This is a genomic window from Streptomyces thioluteus, assembly GCF_039535865.1.
In genome coordinates this window covers 1-21,669 of sequence record NZ_BAAAXZ010000099.1, presented here as the reverse complement: position 1 = coordinate 21,669, position 21,669 = coordinate 1, and the positions used below count along the sequence as shown (strand labels likewise).

Annotated in this window: 14 protein-coding genes and 2 pseudogenes; 6 read left to right on the top strand and 10 right to left on the bottom strand. The window is 70.0% G+C overall.

The annotated features are described in order from the left end of the window. A partial coding sequence (locus tag ABD794_RS12835) for a BTAD domain-containing putative transcriptional regulator (protein ID WP_344963214.1) occupies positions 1 to 200 on the bottom strand: 200 nt, incomplete at its 3' end. A gap of 1,488 nt (positions 201 to 1,688) precedes the next feature. On the opposite strand from ABD794_RS12835, the gene ABD794_RS12830 reads away from it, so the two are divergent. Next, entirely contained in the window at positions 1,689 to 1,901 is a 213-nt protein-coding gene (locus ABD794_RS12830) for a hypothetical protein (protein WP_344963212.1), read from the top strand. A gap of 211 nt (positions 1,902 to 2,112) precedes the next feature. Then, positions 2,113 to 3,519: a CASTOR/POLLUX-related putative ion channel gene (locus ABD794_RS12825; RefSeq protein WP_344963210.1), complete on the top strand. Its 1,407-nt coding sequence runs from the start codon at positions 2,113 to 2,115 to the stop codon at positions 3,517 to 3,519. A 61-nt stretch (positions 3,520 to 3,580) separates the two neighbouring features. On the opposite strand, the gene ABD794_RS12820 is transcribed toward ABD794_RS12825, so the two are convergent. The 7 genes from ABD794_RS12820 to ABD794_RS12790 all read right to left on the bottom strand — a co-directional run bounded on the left by ABD794_RS12820 (position 3,581) and on the right by ABD794_RS12790 (position 8,685). Continuing rightward, on the bottom strand, positions 3,581 to 3,967 hold the full coding sequence (locus ABD794_RS12820; RefSeq protein ID WP_344963208.1) for an FAD-dependent monooxygenase: 387 nt from the start codon (positions 3,965 to 3,967) through the stop codon (positions 3,581 to 3,583). A gap of 19 nt (positions 3,968 to 3,986) precedes the next feature. Continuing rightward, positions 3,987 to 4,844, bottom strand: coding sequence for an FAD-dependent monooxygenase (locus tag ABD794_RS12815; protein ID WP_344963206.1), 858 nt, complete (start codon positions 4,842 to 4,844; stop codon positions 3,987 to 3,989). 23 nt (positions 4,845 to 4,867) lie between these two features. Continuing rightward, a complete protein-coding gene (locus tag ABD794_RS12810; RefSeq protein WP_344963204.1) occupies positions 4,868 to 5,875 on the bottom strand; it encodes a methyltransferase in 1,008 nt (335 codons plus the stop codon). Positions 5,876 to 5,941: 66 nt separating this feature from the next. Continuing rightward, positions 5,942 to 6,448: a PhzA/PhzB family protein gene (locus ABD794_RS12805; RefSeq protein ID WP_344963202.1), complete on the bottom strand. Its 507-nt coding sequence runs from the start codon at positions 6,446 to 6,448 to the stop codon at positions 5,942 to 5,944. 95 nt (positions 6,449 to 6,543) lie between these two features. Then, complete coding sequence (locus tag ABD794_RS12800) at positions 6,544 to 7,719, bottom strand: 3-deoxy-7-phosphoheptulonate synthase (RefSeq protein WP_344963220.1); 1,176 nt, start codon at positions 7,717 to 7,719, stop codon at positions 6,544 to 6,546. Between the two features lie 122 nt (positions 7,720 to 7,841). Beyond that, entirely contained in the window at positions 7,842 to 8,330 is a 489-nt protein-coding gene (locus ABD794_RS12795) for a PhzA/PhzB family protein (RefSeq protein WP_344963200.1), read from the bottom strand. A 130-nt stretch (positions 8,331 to 8,460) separates the two neighbouring features. After that, positions 8,461 to 8,685: a hypothetical protein gene (locus ABD794_RS12790; protein WP_344963198.1), complete on the bottom strand. Its 225-nt coding sequence runs from the start codon at positions 8,683 to 8,685 to the stop codon at positions 8,461 to 8,463. A 778-nt stretch (positions 8,686 to 9,463) separates the two neighbouring features. Between ABD794_RS12790 and ABD794_RS12785 the strand changes: the two genes are divergently transcribed. Next, positions 9,464 to 10,699, top strand: a complete 1,236-nt coding sequence (locus tag ABD794_RS12785) for an acyl-CoA dehydrogenase family protein (RefSeq protein ID WP_344963196.1) — start codon at positions 9,464 to 9,466, stop codon at positions 10,697 to 10,699. Between the two features lie 80 nt (positions 10,700 to 10,779). Further along, positions 10,780 to 11,281, top strand: a pseudogene (locus ABD794_RS18945) (flavin reductase family protein). 231 nt (positions 11,282 to 11,512) lie between these two features. On the opposite strand, the gene ABD794_RS12775 reads toward ABD794_RS18945, so the two are convergent. Further along, positions 11,513 to 12,721, bottom strand: coding sequence for an MFS transporter (locus ABD794_RS12775; protein ID WP_344963218.1), 1,209 nt, complete (start codon positions 12,719 to 12,721; stop codon positions 11,513 to 11,515). Between the two features lie 635 nt (positions 12,722 to 13,356). Here ABD794_RS12775 and ABD794_RS12770 point away from each other — a divergent pair. Then, positions 13,357 to 14,463 (top strand): serine hydrolase domain-containing protein, encoded by a 1,107-nt coding sequence (locus ABD794_RS12770; RefSeq protein WP_344963216.1) that lies wholly within the window; start codon positions 13,357 to 13,359, stop codon positions 14,461 to 14,463. Positions 14,464 to 15,006: 543 nt separating this feature from the next. Here ABD794_RS12770 and ABD794_RS12765 read toward each other — a convergent pair. Next, positions 15,007 to 15,552, bottom strand: a pseudogene (locus ABD794_RS12765) (TerD family protein); the annotation flags it as partial. 265 nt (positions 15,553 to 15,817) lie between these two features. Between ABD794_RS12765 and ABD794_RS12760 the strand changes: the two are divergent. Beyond that, entirely contained in the window at positions 15,818 to 18,388 is a 2,571-nt protein-coding gene (locus ABD794_RS12760) for a winged helix-turn-helix domain-containing protein (RefSeq protein ID WP_344963193.1), read from the top strand. Positions 18,389 to 21,669 lie beyond the last annotated feature (3,281 nt).

Genomic DNA, 21,669 nt, shown 5'->3' with positions numbered 1-21,669 from the left:
GGGCCTCCAGCTCGCCAGGCGCAGCTCTCCAGGCGCGCCGCCTCGCACACGGCGGGCTCGTAGTCGCCGAGTTCGGCGTACGGCGAGCCGCGCCACAGCTCCAGGCATGCCCGGAGGACCTGGCTCGCCTCCGGGTAGCGGCCTCCCGCAGCAGTTGGCGCCCCTCGCGCAGCAGACCCTCGAAGCGCACGGGCGTCCACCCGTTCCGCCTCGACGGCGAGGAGATAGCCCTGCGGCTCCCGGCGGAGGATCCGGTTGCGGCCCCAGGGCGGGCAGTCGGGCTCCAGTTGGCGGCGGAGGTGGGAGACGTAGCTGTGGGAGACTTGCGACGGCGTTGCCGGGAGGGCCCGCCGGCCATATCGCCTCCGTGAGCCGCTCCGCCCCGACCACCTGCCCCGGCGCCAGCAACAGGGCCGACAGCACGGCGCGTTGACGCGCCGGGCCCAGCGGCAGCGGGCCCTCCGTCGACGACACCGCCACCGGCCCGAGGATGTTGAAGGATAAGTCGGACGGGAGTTTCACAACGGCATTCACCAGGGATACGCCTCTCTCGCGAATGGATGGTCAAGGGACGGTCAATGACCACGGGTTCATCACCCGTGACGGACGGTTGCACCTTTGCCGACGGACACGGTTCTCCCCCGGGCGGACGACGAATTCCCCCGGAGTCTGTGATCTTCGCCATTCGGGACACGGGGCCACGGCGGGGCGGACCCCGCGGCGCGCGGCCCGACCGGACCGGACGGCCCGTGAGCACGACGCACGCCGCGCACCGCGGGGTTCCCGGACGCATCGTCGCAATTCACCGCCCTACCTCGGACCGTGACGGCCGCCCGGCGACCGCCGCACCGCACACCGGCGAACGGGCCGCGCCGTCACGAGCCAAACGATGATGCCAATCGATTCGTCCCCGGCGTGACGGGGGCCATGAACGGTGCATTGCACACCGGCCACCGGGCCGCACCCCGGGGAAACCGCCGCCCCCGGCCTCAGACCGCGGGCTCTCCCCGGGGACGCGGGAACGCCCGCCGCCCGGTTCGCCGATACGTTGCATTTGGGCCAAATGGAGATCACGGCGGGATGCTTGCACGCCACCCACTGTGCGTCCAGCGCCGCCGGAAGGCCCTGGCGGGATCCGGGGCGGCTCGCATCCTCCATCGCTGGCCAGATCACCCGGACGAGGGCCGTTCGGCATGTTTGACCTCCACGTTTCCCGCGCTGACCTCGGGTTACCGGTGAGTACATAGAGTGATACACCCATACCGCGACCCTGCATGCGGCGGCGAACCGCGGGACGACGGGGCACATTTCAGCCATTGCACCCGGACGGGAAACACCTTCGACCACCGACAAAGTGGCCCGATATCACCGTTTGAATGTCTGAAACCCGACAGCAAGGGAGTAATTACTACCCAGCCGCAATCATGGACAGAGTGGATCAACACCCCTCAAACACCCGCGTCGCACGGTGTCCGGACCTCGCCCCCACCGGCAGCCACAACGAGGGCCCCACCGGCCCCGGTTCGGACCGACGACAGCCCCGCACCTGCTCAATTGCGTAATCTGGCAAGCCTTCTGACGGACAACGACCCACCCGGCGCACGGCGGACCGCCGGACACCGCGCGGGCGGCAGGAGTGATGCGCGTGAAGGTGCGGGAACGGCTGCAGGTACTGGTTCGACAGCACGATGGACCGCGGCGCCCCGGCCCTGATCGGCTGGCTGGGCCTCGCGTCGGTGGTGCTCATCGCGGTCACGGCGACCGCCGTGACACTGCTCACCGACTCCGACACCGAGGCCAACGGCGGCTGGCGGGGCGTCGCCTGGATGAGCCTGCTGCGCACCCTCGACCCGGGCACCATGGGCGGCGACACCGGCGGGCCCGGTACTTCCTCGGACTGATGCTGACGGTCACCATCGGCGGGATCTTCATCGTCAGTTCACTCATCGGTGTCCTCACCACCGGCCTGGACCACCGGACTCCAGCGCCTGCGCAAGGGGCGCTCACGCTGTCTCTCGAACGCGGACACACATCTGTGCTCGCTGGTCGGACCAGATCTTCACCGTCATCGAGGAGCTCGTCGAGGCCAACCAGAGCGAACGCCGCTCGTGCGTGGTCGTCCTCGCCGACCGCGACAAGGTCGACATGGAGGAACAGATCCGCGCCCGGATGCCCGAGACCGGCCGCACCCAGGTGATCTGCCGCTCCGGCAACCCCCTCAAACAGGCCGACCTGGAGCTCGTCAGCCCCGACACCGCCAAGGCGATCATGGTGCTGCCGTCCTTCGGCCAGGAACGCGACACCCTCGTCATCAAGGTCCTGCTCGTCCTCAACAACCGCGCCTGGACCGGCCCCAAACCCCCCGTCGTGGCCTCCGTCCAGGACTCCGGCAACCTGGCCGCCGCCCGGCTCGCGGCCGGCGAGGGCGGCCTGGTCGTCGACGCCGAGGACCTCGCCGTCCGCCTCGTCGTGCAGTCCCACCGCCAGTCAGGACTCTCCGTCGTCTGGAACGAACTGCTGAGCTTCTTCGGCAACGAGATCTACCTCCGCCGCGAACCCGCACTCGCCGGCCTGGCCTACGGCGAGACCCTGCACCGCTACCGCCGCGGCATCCCCGTCGGCCTCCGCACGGACGACGGCCGCATCCTGGTCAACCCGCCCATGACCACCGTCGTCTCCGAACGGGACGAGCTGATCCTGATCGCCGAGGACGACGTGCTCATCGAACTCGCCGACGCCCCGCCGCCGTTCACCGAGGACGCCGTCGTCCTGTCCGCCGGCCGCCCCGCGGCCCCCGACCGCACCCTGCTGATCGGCTGGAACTCCCGCGCACCCAAAATCATCGACCTGCTCGACGACTTCGTCCGGCCCGGCTCGGCCCTCGACATCGCCTCGCCCCGCCGCCCGGTCACCCGGCGCGAAACCCCCCTCAGCAACCTCACCCTCGGCCACAAACGCTGCTCACCGACCAGCAGGCCCTCGCTGGAGTCCCTCGAACCGGGCGACTACCAGCACATCCTCGTCCTCTCCGACGAGTCCGTCGACCCCGAACAGGCCGACAACCGCACCCTGGTGACCCTGCTCCACCTGCGCGACATCGAAGTGCGCCTCGGCGACCCGTACTCGATCGTCTCGGAGATGAACCACGACGGCAACCGGGAGGTCGCCCAGGTCACCAAGGCCGACGACTTCATCGTCAGCAACAGACTGGTCAGCCTGCTGCTGACCCAACTCGCCGAGAACAAGGACCTGTACGGCGTCCTCACCGCCCTCTTCGACCCCTCCGGATCGGAGATCTACCTCAAACCCGCGCCCCGCTACCTCCGCCCGGGCGTCACGGCCGACTTCGCGACGGCCGTCGAAGCGGCCCGCCGGCGCGGGGAGACCGCCATCGGCTACCGGCTCGGCCACGACCGCGACACCCCGCCCGGATACGGCGTGCACCTCAACCCGCCCCGAACCGCACCGCTCTCCCTGGGCGACGGCGACCACATCATCGTCGTCGCGGAAGGGCCGTAGCCCGGGCGGCAGTGGGGGGGGGGCTTCCCGGGACCGGGCCGGGAAGCCCCCCACCCCGACCTCAGTCCCGCACCACACCCGGCGGGGTCAGCGAAGCCCTGGAGTTCAGCTTCTCCGCCTCCCCCGCCGCCTTGCGGTAGGCCTCCGTGACCTTCTCGATCGACTCGCCCGACGGCGCCCCCGGGGCAGCCGACTTGTTGCGGCCCACCCGGTCCATCTCGCGATTCGCCAGCACGATCGCCGACGTCACCGGACGACGCTCCGCCTCGTAGGCGGCGAGCGCGGCCACCGGATCCGGCTCCACCGCCAAGTGGTACGCCAGCACCCGCGCGTCGATGATCGCCTGCGTGCCGCCGTTGGCACCCGACGGATAGCCGGGATGCGCCGCGTCGCCCAGCAGCGTCACCCGCCCCCGGCCCCAGAACGGCAGCGGGTCGCGGTCGACCATCGGGTACTCGAGGATCTGCTCACTGCGGACGAACAGATCCGGCAGGTCCGTCCAGTCGAACTCCCACTCCGCGTAGTGCGGCAGCAGATCCTCGATCGTGCCCGGAGCGTTCCAGTTGACGTCCGCCCCCAGGGCGCCGGGCTCGCCCGTCGGCACCAGACAGACCCAGTTGACCAGCGTGCGGCCGCCGGTCCAGGGCCGCACGGGAGATCTGGTACGCGACGAACTGGGTGTTCTTGTCGTCCGCCGCGATGACGACGGCGTTGCCGGGGGCGAACGCGTCCTCCTCCGTCACCCCGCGCCACATCGTGACACCGTTCCACTGAAGCGGCCCCTGGTCCGGGTGGAGAAGGGCACGAAGGGTGGAGTGAATGCCGTCGGCGCCGACCAGGGCCTCGGCGGAGAAGCCGAGACGGCCGCCCGTCGACCGGTCCACGGCGTGCACCCGCACCCCGTCCGCCGTCTCCTCGAAGTCCTCGACCTGGACGCCCGTGCGCACCGCCTCCGGACCCAGCCGCTTCACGACCGCGTCCAGGAGCATCATCTGCAACTCGCCACGGTGCACCGAGAATTGCGGCCAGTGATAGCCCGCGGCCGTGCCGCGCGCCTCGCCGAAGAGCGTACGGCCGCGGCCGTCCGCGAAGGCGTGCTCGACGGCGGGCACACCGAGGGCCGCCAGGTCGTCGAGCAGCCCGAGTTCGTCCAACTCGCGGACGGCCGCGGGCTGGAGGTTGATCCCCACGCCCAGCGGCCGGACCTCCCGGGCCGACTCCAGGACGAGGGGTTCGATACCGGCCGCGTGCAGGCTGAGGGCGGCGGTCAGACCGCCGATGCCGCCGCCGACGATGATGACGTCCGCGGAGTGTGTCGTTGCCATGGTTCCTATCCAGAGCGAAGGGGTTACGCCGGGGTCTTCTTCAGGATCAACGCCGTGTTCTCACTGGGCAGTTCGACGCTGCGCTCGATCGTCAGCCCCGAGCGCGCGGCGAGGTCCCGCGTGCTGTCCAGCGTCCGCTGCCGGCCGCCGTTGAGCACGTACAGGTGCAGGTCCCACAGCGCCGGCAACAGGCCCGTGCCGTCGTCGCGGGTGAGCCGCTCGACGACGATCAGCCGCGAGTCGTCGGACATCGCCGAGCGCAGGTTGGCGAGCAGCCGCAGACAGGGCTCCTCCTCCCAGTCGCCCAGCACGCGCGAGAGCAGATACGTGTCGGCCGCCGCCGGCAGCGCGCCGGAGAACATGTCGGCGACGACCAGGTCGACGCGGTCGGTGCCGACCGTCTGCTCGAAGTGCGCCCGGGCGATGGGCATGGTGTGCTCCAGGTCCACCAGCGTGCCGCGCGCCTGCGGGGCACCGCGCAGGACCGTGGAGAGCAACTGGCCGCTGCCGCCCGCGATGTCGACGATGTGCCGGTCGCCGGAGAAGTCGATCTCCTGCGGGATCGAGTCGAAGTAGAAGTTGCTCGCCTGCATGGCCCGCTGGAAACGGCCCGCCGCCTCGCCGTTGCCGCGCAGGTACGGGATGAGCGGCTGGCCGTGCACCTTCTCGAAACCGGACGCCCCGGTGCGGAACGCATCCTCCGCGTGCCCCCAGGCGGAGTAGAACTCCTCGCCGTACAGCAGGCACATGTCGCGCAGGGACTCCGGGCGCTCCTGCAGGAGTTCGCCGACTTCGGTGGCCGCGTAGCCGCGGTCGGAGGTGAACACACCGAGTAACACCAGCAGCCGCATCAGGCGGTGGACGACGTCCTCGTCCATCCCGGTGGCGCGGGCGAGCGAGGCGTCGTCGGTGTTGCCGGCGGCGACGAGATCGGGCAGACCGAGCTTGGCGGCGGCGTAGACCGCCTGGGTACGCCAGGCGGCGGTGATGAGGTCGACGGTGGTGCGCGAGGCCTCTGCGCCTATGGCCATGTCTCCCAAGTCCTTTGCTGTGTTCGTATGTCGGTGATATACGGCTGTGGGGGATGGACGGCGGTGCTAGTGGTCCGTCGGGATCCAGTCGCGGTTGATGTGCGGCGTCTCGATGCTCAGCGACCGCATGTGCTCGATCGGATTGGCGTACTCGCGGCTGGACTTGATCTGGCCGTTGTCGAGCGTGAAGCCGTGGATGAAGTGGTTGCGGTAGTGCCCCTCGGGGTACTGCGGGAACCTGATGGTCCCCTCCCCGTCGCACTCCACCCAGATCACATTCGGGTCCTGGGTCTCGTAGATCCGGACGTCGATCCACTCCCAGTCGGGCAGCACCTGGAGCGAGAGCTCGTTGTGCCGCTTGAGGCGGTCCCGCCCCTTGACGACGATCGGCCGGCCGATGTCGGTGTAGAAGAGGGCGGTCTCGCCGTCCTCCGTGTACAGCGTGTACCGCTCCAGGCGCGCCTCGGCACCCGTGCGCAGATACTTCTCGACCGCCTCCCGGTTACGGGCACGCAGTTCGAGGTCGCTGGTGAAGACGGACGGGGCAAGGATGGGTGACGTGCTGTCGCTCATGTCGTCTCGCAGGCGTTGGTGGGTGCGACGGTGGCGGTCGCTTCGAAGTCGGGGTGGGGTGGCGCCTGTTGGTGGCGCGGGGGTGTGCGGGCGGGTCAGGCCTTCCAGGAGGAGACGACGCTGACGGCCTGCCAGGGGTTGAGCCGCGGGTCGCAGTACGAGGTGTACCGCTCGCCGACCCCGCCCAGACCGCTCGCGTCCACGACGCACTCGGTCACGTCGTGCGGGGTGGTCTCCAGATGCAGACCCCCGGCGGTCCCGCCGGCCTCGGTCACGGCCCTCAGGAACCGCGTGACCTCCAGCGACACGGTCTCCACCAGGCGCGTCTTGTAACCCCCGGGCGCGGAGACGGTGTTGCCGTGCATCGGGTCGGTCAGCCAGATCACCGGGTGACCGGCCTCCCGTACCGCCTCCACCAGCGCGGGCAGCCGCTCGGCGACGTTCTCCGCCCCCATCCGCGCGATCAGCGTCAGCCGCCCCGGCTCCCGGTACGGGTCAAGACGCCCGCACAACGCGAGGAGTTCGTCAGGTGTCATCGACGGACCCACCTTGCACGCCACCGGATTGCTCACCTCGGCCAGCAGCGCGACATGCGCGCCCTCGACCTGGCGGGTGCGCTCGCCGATCCACGGGAGGTGGGTGGAGCCCAGGTAGAGACGGTCCTGGTCGTCCGTGCGGAGCATGGGGACTTCGTAGTCGAGCAGCAGGGCCTCGTGGCTCGTCCACACCACGGGCTCGATGACGTCACGGCCGGCGGCGCGCTCGCGCCAGCCGAGGTGCTCGACGATGTCACCGGCGGCCATGTAGCCGGTGAGGATCCGCAGGGGATCGGGCCAGCGGCTGTCCGCGTCCGCCTCCGGACCGTTGACCATATGGCCGCGGAAGGACGGCAGTTCGACACCGTCGACCATCTCGGTGGGCTTGGAACGGGGCTTGGCGAACTGGCCGGCGATACGCCCGATACGGATGACCGGCTTGTCCGCGACCAGGCGCAGGGCACCGGCCAGAAGGTCCAGGAGGGCGGCCTTGCGGGCCACGTGGGAGGCGGTGCACTCCTGGGGGTCCTCGGCGCAGTCGCCGGCCTGGATCACCAGGGCCTGCCCGGCGGCGACCTGGGCGAGGTAGCCGCGCAGGGTGGCCACGTCGGTGGGCCGTACCAGGGCGGGGCGGGTGGCCAGGGCGTCGCGGACCCGGTTGACCTGCGACGGGTCACCCCACTCGGGCTGCTGCAGCGCGTCGCGGGTCCTGATGTTGTCTAAAGCGTTGTCCATGATCACGAGCTCGAACTCCAATCCGGCGATGGGGAGCGGTGGATCGAGGTGGGGGGTGGCACAGAACCCTCGGACCGCGGGACGGCCCGGGTGGGCCGCCCCAAAAGGGGGGTGAGGGTCCGTCAGGTGGGAATGCCCTCGCGCTTGATCTCCGGGACCGGGATGCCCAGCGCGCGCAGCTGCTCGAACGGGTTCATGAACTCGCGGTTCTGCTTGATCTTCCCGTCGACCAGCTCGAAGGAGTGCAGGAAGTGGTTCTCGTAGTAGCCCTCGGGGTACCCCGCGAAACGGATCTTCCCGTGCCCGTCGCACTCCACCCAGAAGTGGTTCGGGTCGTCCGTACCGAAGATCTTGATGTTGTACCACTCCCAGTCCGGGAAGCACTGCAGCGACCACACCGCATGCTCCGCCAGCCGGTCCCGGCCATTGATCGCGATCGGCGCACCGGTGTCCGTGGTCCACAGACCACCACTGCCGTCCTCCGTGAACAGCTCATGCCGCCTCAACCGGTCCTGGCCCCTGGTGTTCATGTACTTCTCAACCGTGGCCCGGTTGATCCGACGCAGCTCGGCATCGTCGGAAAACCCTTGCGACTGCACAGAATCGGACATTAGTCCCCCTCCATGGATGGTGGATGGAATACGGATGTACAGATGACGCAGTCCGTCATCTCAGCCCGGGCCGCACCGAATCGCTCGTGGCGAGCGACGGGACGACACGGATCGACGATCGACGACTACGTCATGTCGGGGTGAACGTCGGGGTCATGGAGTCGGGCGGAGCGGCGCGACCGCGCACAGGGTCGCCGACGCCACGCGCCCCGCCGGAGAGGCGGGCGGCACCGCCGCGGCGCCCGGGCCGGCCCACGCCGGCCGGGCTCTCTACTGCGAAGTTGTGGTGATGCGCACGGTGCGGGCAGCGGCCGCGCGGACCGCGCTGCCGGGCGGTGCGGCCGAAAACGGACACGACGTGGTGCTCATCTGGATCCCCCGTTCGGGAGTGCTCGTCACGCAGCTCTCCTGCGAGCACTCCTGGATACACCTGTCCCGTCGGTTCTGCCGGAACCAACGGCCTGGACGATTCTGCCCCACTCAGCAGCGCCACACAATGGATATGGGTGTACACCGCATACGGACTGTTTGACATGCATGGCACTTGACGCGCAACGCCTGTGATCAATCGGGCCGCATATCGGACGGATGCCTTCACATCACGGTCCCCACCAGGGCAGTTCACCGACCCGCGAGGGACACCACCGGCAATTCTCCGACACTCGCCCCAACCCTGCCGAACCCCACAGGAATCCACCGCGTACCAATATCACCGACCGGGCCCGAAAAGGCCGTTCGGACCGTGAGGGATGCGTTTTCGATATGGCTCCTATACGTCGTTCGTATTGGAACTCCGTCCACGGTTGGGGGAAGCTCGAACCACCGGCCTAGGTCCCTGGACCGATCATGGCCAAGCAACGGGGGAACAACGGGGGAAGTCGGAAATGAACGTCCTCGCGCCCATCGCGCGTGACGTGGTGCCACTGCGACGGCCTGCCCGGCGGCGCCGAGCGCGCACGCGGGGCGCCGCGCAGTGGTCTGCCCGCCGGAGAACGGCCGCGGCCCCGCCGCCGCCCCTCCGGTCCCGCCCCTCGCCCCGGGGGAGATCCTCCCGCCCTGTCGATCCGTTCCGCGGCGCGAACCGGATCCGCGCCGTCGACCAACTCCCTCAGCGCGACAGGAGGCAGCTGCTCATGACCACTTCGTCCCAGGCACCGCAGACCATGCCCGCCCCGCACGAGCACACCGCGCCGGACACGCCCTCGCACGCCGAGCTCGTCGCACGGGCCGCCGCCCTGCGGGACCGGCTGTGGGAAGAGGCACCACGGGCCGACCGCGACCGCCGGCTCGACGAGCGCACCGTCGACGCCATCCGGGACGCGGGACTCTTCCGGCTGCTGACGCCCCGGCGTTCCGGCGGCTACGAGACGGACTCCCGCACCCTGCTGGACGTCGTCACCGAACTCGGCCGCGGCTGCGGCTCCGCCGCCTGGGTCACCGGCGTCCTCAACGCGGGCAACTTCGTCGCCGCGCTCTTCCCGGACGAGGCGCGGGAGGAGGTCTGGGGCAAGAACCCCGACGCCGGGGTGGCCCTGGTCCTGGGCCCCGGCGCCCCGGCCCACAGGGTCGAGGGCGGCGCCCTGGTCACCGCCAAGTGGCCCTATTCGTCCGGTTCCCTGCACTGCGACTGGGCCGTGCTGACCCTCCCGGTGCGGGACGGCGACGCCGAGCCCGTGCCGTACCTCGCGCTCGTCCCCATGCGGGACACGACGGTCGAGGACACCTGGTTCATCACCGGCCTGCGGGGCACCGGCAGCAACACCATCGTGGTGGACGGGAAGACCGTTCCCGACCACCGGCTGATCCCGCTGGCGTCGGCCCTCGACGGCACGCTCCCGCCCCGCCACCCGGAGGAGACCCTCTACCGCTGCAGTTTCTCGGGCGTGCTGCTGACCTCGCTGCTCGGCGCGCAGCTCGGCGAGGTGCGGGCCGCCCTGGAACTGGTCCTGGAGAAGGCGCCGAAGCGGTCGATCAACGCTTCCAACTACACCAGCCAGGTCCAGTCGGTCACCTTCCAGACCACCGTCGCCGAGGCGGCCACGAAGATCGACACCGCGCTGTTCCACGCGTACCGGCTCACCGGGGACATCGACGCGCACGCCCGCCGCGGCGAGATGCCGGACGTGCCCACCCGCACCCGGGTCCGCACCGACTCGGCGTACGCCAGCCGGCAGTGCCGCGAGGCGGTCGACCTGTTGGTCACCGCCCACGGGACGTCCGCTTTCGCCGAGTTCAACCCGCTCCAGCGGATCTGGCGGGACGTCAACGTGGCCGGCCGGCACGCGGGCTTCGGGGCCGGCATCCCCGAGGAGATGTACGGCCGGGTGCTGCTCGGCGAGGACCCGCGGGCCGTCAGCTTCCTGCTGTAACGGTTCCCCGGGCCGCTTCCCCTCCCCGCCGGGGGAAGCGGCCCGGGCGCCGGGCACCACCACATCGAACGGGAGAACAAATGCTGGAGCAGCGCTCCTTTCGCGACATCCTCGGCCGGTTCACCACCGGCGTCGTGCTCATCACCGCGCAGACGCCGCACGGTCCGGTCGGCATGGCCGTCAACTCCTTCACGTCCGTGTCGCTGGATCCACCGCTGATCGCCGTGTGCGCCGCGCGGTCCTCGACCACCTGGCCGGCCATCCGGACCTCCGGGGGCTTCGCGGTCACCGTCCTCGGGGGACAGCACACGGACGTGTGCCGGGCGTTCAGCACCCGGGGGGGCGGACCGGTTCACCGGCGGGGAGTGGGCGTTCACCCGGGGCGGGCACCCGGTGCTGCTCGACGGGCTGGCCTGGCTGGACTGCCGGATCTCGACCATCCAGCCGGCGGGCGACCACGAACTGGTCGTCGCCGAGGCCCTGGAGGGCGCGCTGACCGGGCTGGAGAGCCCGCTGGTCTTCTACGCCGGCCGCTTCACCGAGCTGGCCCCCGCCCCCGAACTCGCGCGGGAGTGCGTCTGAACGGGCGGCGGCGTCGTGGTGGCGGGGCCGCACTCCGTGGAGTGCGGCCCCGCCACCACGACGCCGCCGTCACCGCGCGTCCGCGCGGTGCAAAAGCCCGCGGCCGGTGGGCAGTCCCGGTGGGGGGACTGCTCACCGGCCGCGGGCCGGCGGAGGGCCGGGTCGCCCGGTACGGGACGGCGGGGGTTCCATGCCGTACGTCGGGATGCCCTCGCGCGGTCGGTCGTCCGGTCAGGACGTCACGGCCGCCTCCTCCGCCGGTTCGGGGGAACCCACCGCCACCGCGGCCGCCTTGCGCTTGGTCAGCCGGTGGGCGAGTTCGGAGAGGCCGAGGCCGAGCACGGCGATGACCGCGGCGATGTAGCCGAGGCTGCCGGACCCTCCGATGGACAGGCCGGCACCGCCGATGGCACCCGCCAGGGCGATGGCCACGTAGAGGATGGACGAGTGCAGCGAGACCAGCACCGAGGCCAGCGGCGGGTTGAGCCCGATCAGCCGGTGCTGCTGCGGGGCGCTCATGCTGAAGCAGGTCACCGCGAAGACGGCGATGAAGCCGATCGACGCCGGGAACGACCCGCTGAACACCTGCACCAGGGCGAGGCAGACGGCGACCCAGATCAGGCAGATGGCCATCACGCCGCGGCCGCCGATGCGGTCGGTCACGATGCCGGCGAGGTAGCTGCCGACGATGGAGATCACACCGAGGACGAACATCAGGGTGGCGGTCTTGCCGCCCGAGCCGCCGGTGGCGCCGTCGAAGATGTCCGCGATGTAGGTGTAGAGGACGTACACCGAGGTGAACGCCAGCGCCGTCGTGGCCAGCGTGGTCAGCACCCGCGGGTCGGCGAGCGGCACGAAACGCCTCTTGAGGCTCTCCGCCGGCGGGGTCGGGATGTTGCGGGGCACCAGCGTCAGCAGGCCGACGATGCCGACGACGGCCAGGCCCGCGACGAACCACATCGTGCCGCGCCAGCCGAAGCGGCTGCCGAAGGCGGTGCCGATCGGGGCACCGAAGGCCGTCGCCGCGGTGAAACCGGTGAGGACGGTGGCGATGGCGCGCCCACGGCGCTCCGGCGTCACCAGCGCGGCACCCGACGAGGCGCCCACGGGCACGAACAGGCCGGTGCCGGCGGCCGCGACCGCCTGGGCGACCAGCAGCAGCGCGTAGTTGGGCGCCACGGCCGCGCCGACGGTGCCCACCAGGTAGACCAGCGCGGCGCTCAGCAGGACGACGCGGCGCGACCAGGCGGCGGTGACCGTCGCGAGGATGGGGCCGAGGATGGCGCACGCCAGCGCGTAGACGGTGACGACCTGGCCCGCGGCCGCCGTCGAGACGTGGAGCGAGTCCTCGAGGTGGGGCAGCATGCCGGCCAGCACGAACTCGTTCGTGGCGACCGCGAATACGCCAAATCCCAGGAGCGGAACGCTGAACCGGGACACCTGTCCCGGTGCTGCGTCGGCGGCATTTGACACTTACTTTCCTCCCATGCAGAGTCCGCTTTCCAGCGGGCGTGACAAGGCGGTCGCCTCGTGCGTGATTCCGGGCCGGGCACTGCAGGGATCAACGGCGCCCGGGGACGCGGAGGTTGGTTACACCGTCGGCAGCGCACCCGCCGCGGTCGCCGGCCGGTGTGGAGGACGGACACGCGGCGGATAGAGGCCTGCACATCCCTGCAGCTGGCGGCATCACGTCAGAAGTACCTGACTCGTATAGTCCCGGACCGCAGTTCGGACGTCCAATACGGAGTCCGTCTGGCACGCATAATGGATCCTTATAAGGACGAGTTAAAGGGGGTACGGAATTTCCGCGAATCGACAGATCAATGGCATCCGGACGGCCGGATCGGGAATTTCCCTTTCCTCCGGCGGAAACAGGGGGGTTAACCCCACGCGGGAACAGGTGGGTAGCAGGATCCCCGGCGCGGGCTCCGCCCGCACATACTCGGCCCCGGATCTCTTGCCACCCACCGACCTCGGAGGAGCCTTTCGTGAACAAGCATGCGCATACGGCACGGAGATTGCGGGCCGGCGCTGTCGGGGTGATCGCAACGGCCGTACTGGCCACCGGTTTCACGATGCCCGCCTCGGCGACATCGGCGACGGGCACCGGGAGCGCGTCGGACCACCGGGCCACCCGGGCAGCCCTCGACGAGGTGGTCAAGGGCGGACCGCCCGGAGGGATCGCGGTCGCCGAACGGGGTCACGACACCTGGGCCGGCCGCGCGGGCACCGCCGACCTCGCAACCGGCCGACAGCCACGGGCCGATGACCGCTTCCGGGCGGGCTCGATCACCAAGACCTTCGTAGCCACGGTGGTGCTCCAGCTGGAGGCCGAGGGGAAACTGAGCCTGGACGACACCGTCGACCACTGGCTGCCGGGCGTGGTCCGGGGCAACGGGCACGACGGCAACCGGATCACGGTGCGCCAACTCCTCAACCACACCAGCGGGATCTACAGCTACACCGACGACGAGGGCTTCAAGCGGAAGGCGTTCGGCACCGGCTTCCTCCGCCACCGCTACGACACCTGGACACCGGAGCGGATCGTCCGGATCGCCATGAGCCACCGGCCGAACTTCGATCCCGGCGACGAGTGGCGCTACTCCGACACCAACTACATCCTCGCCGGGATGGTGATCCGGAAGGCCACCGGCCACTCGTACGCCCATGAGATCGAGCAGCGCATCCTGCGCCCCCTGCACATGGACTCCACCACGCTGCCGGGCACCCGGAGCCGCGTGCCGGGGCCCAGCGGCCGGACCTACTCGAAGCTGACCGGAGAACTCTCGGGCCCCGGAAAGCCGGGGGACCCGACGTACGACGTCACCGACCTCAACCCGTCCCTCGCGGGCTCGGCCGGTGAGATCATCTCCAACTCCCGGGATCTCAACCGGTTTTACCGAGCCCTGCTCTCCGGAGGGCTCCTCGAACCGCGCCAGCTGGAGGAGATGACCACCACCGTGCCGATCCGCGGAGTGCCGTCCGTCTCCTACGGCCTCGGCCTCATGAAGGTCAAGCTCTCCTGCGACGTCGAGGTGTGGGGGCACAACGGCGGCATCCAGGGATCCGTATCGGACACCGTGACGACCGCGGACGGCGATCACGCGCTGACGTTCAACTTCAACGGCGACTGGAACGTGCAGCAACAGCCGGTCGTCGAGGCCGAGTTCTGCGGCCGGTGACCGACGACCCCGTCAGTCGTCGAACGCCTCGTTGAGCAGTGCGCCGCCGACCAGACCCGCCGCACCGGCCGCGGCCACGCCACCCCAGCCGGGGCCCCGCCGCTGTTGCTGCTGCTGGTCCGGGTAGCCCTGGTACGCGGGCTGGCCCTGCGGAACCGGCTGAACCGGCTGGATCTGCTGGGGCGTTCCCGCCTGGGGCGGGGTGTAGAACGGCGGCACGGTGGTCTGCACCCGCTGCGCGCAGCCGCCGCACGCCTGGACCGGCCGGGGCACGCCCCACTGCGGGGAGTACGTCACCATGGCCATGCCCGGGCCGTGGCCGGGGTCGAAGAAGCACGGCACGGGAGGCGCCGCGACCGGCTGAACCGGGGCGGGAGCGACCGGCGGTACCGCCGCCACGACGGTCGGCGTCGGCGCGGGAGGAGCGGAAAGAGCAGGCGGCGCCTGCACCGCGGCGGGGGCCTGCGTCACCGTGGGCACCGCCTGCTTCTGGAACTGCTGGGGTTCGGCCTGCGGAACGCCGGAGTCCGGCGTCTCGCGCAGGACGTCGACGCCGTAGTCGGTGGCGATGCCCGCCAGCCCCGCCGCGTAACCCTGGCCCACGGCCCGGAACTTCCACTCCGCGCCGTGCCGGTACAGCTCGCCGAAGACCAGCGCCGTCTCGGTGTCGAGGCCGCCGGCCCCAAGGTCGTAGCGGGCGATCTCCCGGCCGTCGGCCTGGTTCACGACGCGGACGAACGCGGCGCGCACCTGGCCGAAGCTCTGGCGGCGCTGCTCGGCGTCGTAGAGGGAGACCGGGAAGACGATCTTCGCGACCTCGACCGGGACGGCGGCCAGGTCCACCTGGATCTGCTCGCCGTCACCGCCGCTGCCCGCGTGCCGGACGGAACCGTCCGGGCTGGTGAGGTTGTTGAAGAACACGAAGTGCCGGTCGGTCAGCACCTTCCCGGACGGGCCGCACAGCAGCGCGCTGGCGTCCAGGTCGTACCCGGGTCCCGCCTGCCAGCCCAGTCCGACCGTGACCGCGGTCAGGCCGGGCGCCTGCTTGCTCAGCGAGACGTTGCCGCCCTTGGTCAGGGGCACACCCATGAACTTCCTCCGCAACTGCTCCGTCCGCAACCGCGCCGCACGCGGCCGCCTCCGCTCCATTTTATTGCTTGCGCAATACCGGAACCATACTGACCTGGTGTTGGGGGAGCGTGAGGACCGCGACAGGGGCACCGGGGCTGACGCAGAGTGAACAGTACCGATCAGTATGTACCGTACATACGGGAATCGACGGCCTTTCGACCCCATTGCTAACATCCCCCATCATCCGTTGTGGATCATGTATGTGGATCACGTATGGGGAGCGATGAACGCCCACGACGCCCTGGCAGACCTGGTCATCAGCAGCAAGCTCGTTCCGCCGGACGTCTCGCACGCGATCCACCGCCCCCGGCTCGTCGAGCGGCTGGACCGGGGCGTCGCCGGGCGGCTCACGCTGGTGATCGGGCCGGCCGGGTCGGGCAAGAACTGGCTGCTCTCCTCCTGGGCCCGGACGAGCGGGCGGCTGCCGGGCCCCCTGGCCTGGCTCACGCTCGACGAGGAGGACGACGATCCGCTGCGGCTGTGCGCCCACTTGATCGCGGCGCTGCGGGGCGCCGTGGCGCGGGTCGGGGGCGCGGCACCGCTCGCGGTGACCGTTCCGCCGCTCGCCTCGGCCGACTCCGTCGGCTGCCTGGTGACCCAACTGCTCAACCAGCTCGCCCAACTCCCCTCCCCCGTCGTCCTCGTCGTCGAGAACCTCCACGAGCTGACGGACGGGCCCGCGTCCGCCCTCGTCCTCCGCCTCGTCCGGCACGCCCCGGAACGGCTGCGCCTGGTCCTCTCGGCACGGACCGTTCCCGAACTCGCCCTGCGCGGCCTGCGCCTGCGCGGGGAGCTCACCGAAATCCGCAGCGCCGAGCTGGCGTTCCGCATGCCGGAGCTGCGCGAGCTGCTCGCCGCCCGGTCCGTCGACCTGCCCGAGGCGGAGGCCGGCCGGCTGCTGTCCGGCACCGGTGGACAGCCCCTGGCCCTGCGGCTGGCGCTGGCCACGCTCCCCGACGGCGACGCCCGTTCCTGGCCCGCCATGCCCAAGCAGCTCGACCTGGTCCATCTGCGCCGGGAGGTGATCGACCGGCTGCCCGAGGAGTGCCGCGAGGTGCTGATGCGCACCAGCATCGTCCGCGAGACCGGCCCGTCGCTCGCCCAGGCGCTGACCGGCCGCACGGAGGCCGCCGCGATCCTGCACCGCCTCGCGGCCGAGTACGACCTGCTGACGGCCCTCGACCCGCGGGAGCCCGGCGGTCCCGTCCTCTACCGGCACCACCCCCTCATCCGGGAGCTCCTGCGCAGCGAGTTCGGCGAACGGACGGAGCGGCGCGGCATCGAGGCCGTGCATCTGGCCGCGTGCGACTGGTACCGCCGCAACGGCCGGCTCCTGGAGGCGGCGCGGCAGGCCGTCGCGGGAGGCCGGCACCGCCTCGGCCTGAAGCTGGTGCGCTCGGTCGGCTACCGGCTGTGCGTGAGCGGCCGGGCCCGCGCCGTGCTGGACGTCCTGGAGTCCGTGCCGGACCACCGGTCGGAGGGCGACGCCCACGCGGTCCTGCTCGGCGCCGTGGCCCGGATCGCGGTCGACCCTGGCACGGACGTCTCGCGGCAACTGCGGCGGGCGGAGGAGCTGTTCGAGCAGGTGTCCGCGAAGCCGGCGTCGGCGACGGCGCTGATCGCCTTCTGCCGCATGGTCGGCGACCAGTACCACGGGCGCGTGGAGGCGAGCCTGTGCCGTGCCCGGGAGGCGGAGGAGCACCTCTTCCTGCCGGACCGGCCCTACCAGTTGGACGACGACACCCGGGCCGCCCTCTTCCTGCCGTACTTCGGCGAGTTCCAGTGGTGGAGCGGACGGGCCGGCGAGGCTCGCGAGACCCTGCGGCGCGGCCGGGCCGCGGCCGAGCGCGCGGGCATCGAGTTCGCGGCGCTGCACAGCCGGCTCGTGGCCCTCCGGATGGACATCGGGACGGGGCGGCCCGGGGGCGACGACTGCGCGCGCGAGCTGCTGCGTACCGTCGAGTCCCGGGGCTGGGCGCTCAGCCCAAGCCGTTGTGCGCCGTTATTCTACCTCGCCGTGCCCGGCTGGTGGGGTATGGTGCGGCCCGAAACTCGCCGAGGGCCAGGGCCATGTTGTGCGCCTTCCGCTCCGCGATCCAGAGACGGCCAGGGCGGCGGTACGGGAGATGCATGGAATCCGGGCCCATCTGCGGAAGGGCCGAAACTCCTCATGAGCGGGAAGGCCATCCGGACCGGGCCCGCGACTGCCTCGCCGCGCCTTCGCGACCGCCTGGAGACGGCTCACGACCGCCGGACTGGTTTACCGCCGTGCACCCAAGTCTGCTGGGCGGCGGAGCCGCGCTCGCACTGGGCCATGGGCCTCGTCGGACCAGGTACGGGCCCGGCGTGCCGGCCGGACATAGGCCCGCCCGACGCGTCCGCCCGGATAGCCGTGGTCACGCGACCCGGGCCCAGACCATCGGCAGGGAGCCGCACGGGCGCTCGACACCCTGCGCTGCCAGCTCCCCCTCGTTTGTCATTACGGTGGGCCGTCGTCACGCGGGCCGCTGCGCGCGGACGTCTTCGTCGAGGCCGCATCGCGCACTGGACGCCGCTGGATACCGCGGCAGCGGCCACCCGACGCGGTTGGAGCAGGTCCCTACGACGCGCGGCGCCCCGTCGCTTACCACCGGCCGTTCGCCGACAACGGGCGGGACATGTCTACCGACCAGCCTGCTGCGCACGCACCGCGCGGAGCGGCCGCACGCCACGCCCGCCGTTCGTGGACGGGCCTGCTGGCGAGGCGCCACGGCAGGCCGCGTCCTCCCGGGTACGGCGGCAGGACGTGGTGTAACCCGCGCGAGCACAGGTGAGGCGGCCCTGGCGAGGATCTGACAGCTCAAGGACATCCGCGATAGGGTCTGTGTGTCACGGTCAACTCCATCAAGACCACAGGTGAAGTGCTTTTGTACCGGAAGCTGGGCGTCTGCAGCCGCCGGAGGCCGCGAGCGGCGGAGCGGCTGCGGTACTCTCTGAACTGCCTGACCGTCGCCAGTGCTGTGACGCGCAGGTTCGCCGAGGTTGGTTGGTAGTGGCTTGCACGAGAGACGGCAGAAAACGCACGTGGCCGCGTCCGCCGCAGACGAGCGCGAGGTGCCCTGCGCTTCCCTATCGGAGGAATATTTGTTCGTTCGTGTGTGCTGGGTGTGGTCGCCCGGCGACCACCCGTGTCCAGGTAGAGCTCCGGCCACGCCATCAGAAGTACGGGAACGGGATTCAGCTCCCGGTTGCATGGAGTCGGGCACGTTGCGTCGAACAGGAGACACTGGGGACACAGTGGACGGAGGTGGGAGGAGTCGATCCTGGGGGGGGGGGTCTGGGGTTGGGGTTTCCGGGGGGGCTTGGGGGGGACGAGGCGGCAGCCCTGAAAGGTATCACGCTCCGGTCCACGCCATGTCGACGGCCAACCGGGCACAATCTTGTAATCGCACCCGGTGGGGACACCATGGAGCACCGTTGCTCGTTTCCTGAGCAAGACTAGGCGGCTACTGCCTGCACGCCTCGACTGGAGTGACGGCAACCAAACATGGCTTCGCGACGCGCGTGCGGCTATGCCCGTGTTCGAAACGCATCGACGACTGCTCATTCTGCAGGCGGTCTGGCTCGAGCCAGACGACGATGCACGTCTCCCGCGTCGAGCGACACCGCAATCCTCTCCTGGGCGGAACTGCTTGGGGAGGGGCAGGCCTTCCACGCCCCGTAGTGTGCCGATAACACAGGAATGGGAGGCTACGCTGCTCGGACCGGACCACGGTGGTCTATGGAGCCCGCAAGTGGGACTCTCGGCGGCTAGCCGGACAGGGACGCTGGCCCACTGCTGGCCGCCTCGGTTACGGTACGGAACCCGGTGGCTGATCACGCCACGGCCTGGCGAGGAAGTGCTTCCAACGCAACCCTCTGACGCCCCTGCTGCCCGCGGTCCAGGCCAGCACGCGGCGCGCCATCCTCGCCGGAACCTTCGGACTGCCTTCACGATACGGACGTCGTACATAGTCATCGTGCGACCCACCCGCGACAGCGGGGAACTCTCGGAGCCCGGGGCTTGGCCCGACGCATCGCGCGTGTACCCGGTTGCCGCGCCGTTCGGCAGGCTATTTTGTGGAGTGGATGGCCTTCTATCGAGCAACACCTCAGCCTCCACCCATTCATCAGTGGTAACCATGCCGAGGACGGCGCGTCTCGGTGCTCCGCGACTTGACCCGGCCAGCGCCGAGTCCACCACCACTTGTTCGGGCCGACCCGGGAACTTCTCCAGCACCACGCTGGATCCGGTTGCCGACCGTCCGCCGCCGTGGATGCGCGAGATCATGGAGAACCTACATGCACCACATGCGCACGGGCTATTCTAGCCGCATGAACAAAGGTGCTGGTCCTCGCTCTCGGAAAGCCGCAATCGAACAGAGGTCGCGGCAGTGGCGCCTCCCGATTGAGGAACCGTGCGCGACGTGATCCAACGCTTCAACGAGATCGGCCTGGACTGGCGCTGGGACCCTCGTGGGCGTTGAGGCCGGTCCACGGCTGCATCACACCTGCACGACGAGGACTTCGTCATCCGGACGGCCACCACCAGCACTTACCAGGCATCGGCCAGCCCTTCACCGCTGGTCGATCCGCAAACTTGCCGACCTGCCTGCGGGAAGTGCAAGGGGTGTTGTGTCAATCAGCATCGCCGTGAAGCCTTACGGTGCCTGTGCCCCCGGGCCGCGGCATCACTTCCAGCGCACCGCCGCACCCACGGGCGTATCCTCCCTTACAAGGCGCTACTGCGTGGGCGACGACCGCTGTGGGGCGTTCAACCGCCGTCGATAAGGGCACAGCCAAACTCCTGGCGCGCTGAAGTCGATCGCGCGCCCGACCCGACGGGCCTAGCGATCTACATCATCGCTGGACAACTCTCCGCACACCAGGGACGATTATCCGCCGCCGGGCGAAAAGAACAAGGCCGAGCTGTGCTTCACCCCGATACGGCATCCTGGGCAACCCGATCTGAGGGCCCCCTTGTGGCCCGCTGCGGCAGTTCACCCTGACCAACTCCCACCACGCATGCACCCCACGCAAACCCAGGGCACTGCACGCTGCCTGCGGCCGGCGCAACGTCCACGTCCCAACCCCCCGACGTACGTGCCGCCCACGCATGGAACGCGCCCGCGTTATCCGCAGCGAGAAGGGCATCCGCTGGGGGACGAAACCTGTCACGCCGCAGCCTGAACGACCGCGAACACAGCCCCGTAGTGCCGAAGGGACAAGTTCACGAGAAGGACAGCGACAGAAGGACGACTTCACGGAGGGCGGACGGCTGTATCTCCCCCCGCGAAGCGTTATTGACCTGGTAGATGAGCATACGATCGACAGAGGACGACGTCTCGTTCCCGCCGGGAGGGGGCTTCCATCCGGGCGTGGTGAAGACCCACCGGTACCTGGTCCCACTCGTCAGCATGTCCATTCCTCAGCAGCTCACAATTCGTGCCGGTCCCCGCGGGTGGCGATGGATGTCAGCACGAAATCGTTCGACCGCCGCGATTCATTCGCTGCGGCCCAACGGACCCCAGGAGACCACGTTCCGGAGGTCAGGGCCTGGGAGGAGCAGGGCAGTACATAGCTGTCGTCCGAGGCGTTGAACGCGGAGATGACGTGTTGATGCGAGCGTGCCGTCTTCTTCCTGCTTTATTTGCCCCAGTAATAACAGCGTTGGCGTGCGCTAGTACCGCGAGCTGCTTTCGATCACGGTTTGGACCATCCCGGTACAGCAATAGGGCCGTATTCGCGGGTCGATGATTAGGTCTGTGGCCAGCGGGGTTTGTGCGGATGTCGGGTCGAGTAGGTCGGGAGGGGAGTTGGACGTCCGCGGTTTTATCTGGACGGTGTTGGGCGGGTCGTGAAAGTTGCCGATCCGCAGGGTGAGTTCGCCGAGGTGGGTAGAGGATGCATCCGGCGGTGGGGCGGACGCTGGCGGTTGTCCGGGTGTAGAGGGCGGCCATATGTGTCAGGTCGGGCCCAGATGCGCGTTGACCTGTCGCTCGATCCATGGGCAGAAAACCAGCAGGGCCAGGAGGATGCACTGGATCAGCGCGGCGA

Coding starts and splice junctions, on each gene's coding strand:
- ABD794_RS12830 (WP_344963212.1), top strand. CDS start 1,689: ATGGACCGCGGCGCCCCGGCCCTGATCGGCTGGCTGGGCCTCGCGTCG.
- ABD794_RS12820 (WP_344963208.1), bottom strand. CDS start 3,967: ATGGTCGACCGCGACCCGCTGCCGTTCTGGGGCCGGGGGCGGGTGACG.
- ABD794_RS12815 (WP_344963206.1), bottom strand. CDS start 4,844: ATGGCAACGACACACTCCGCGGACGTCATCATCGTCGGCGGCGGCATC.
- ABD794_RS12810 (WP_344963204.1), bottom strand. CDS start 5,875: ATGGCCATAGGCGCAGAGGCCTCGCGCACCACCGTCGACCTCATCACC.
- ABD794_RS12805 (WP_344963202.1), bottom strand. CDS start 6,448: ATGAGCGACAGCACGTCACCCATCCTTGCCCCGTCCGTCTTCACCAGC.
- ABD794_RS12800 (WP_344963220.1), bottom strand. CDS start 7,719: ATGGACAACGCTTTAGACAACATCAGGACCCGCGACGCGCTGCAGCAG.
- ABD794_RS12795 (WP_344963200.1), bottom strand. CDS start 8,330: ATGTCCGATTCTGTGCAGTCGCAAGGGTTTTCCGACGATGCCGAGCTG.
- ABD794_RS12785 (WP_344963196.1), top strand. CDS start 9,464: ATGACCACTTCGTCCCAGGCACCGCAGACCATGCCCGCCCCGCACGAG.
- ABD794_RS12770 (WP_344963216.1), top strand. CDS start 13,357: ATGCCCGCCTCGGCGACATCGGCGACGGGCACCGGGAGCGCGTCGGAC.
- ABD794_RS12760 (WP_344963193.1), top strand. CDS start 15,818: ATGAACGCCCACGACGCCCTGGCAGACCTGGTCATCAGCAGCAAGCTC.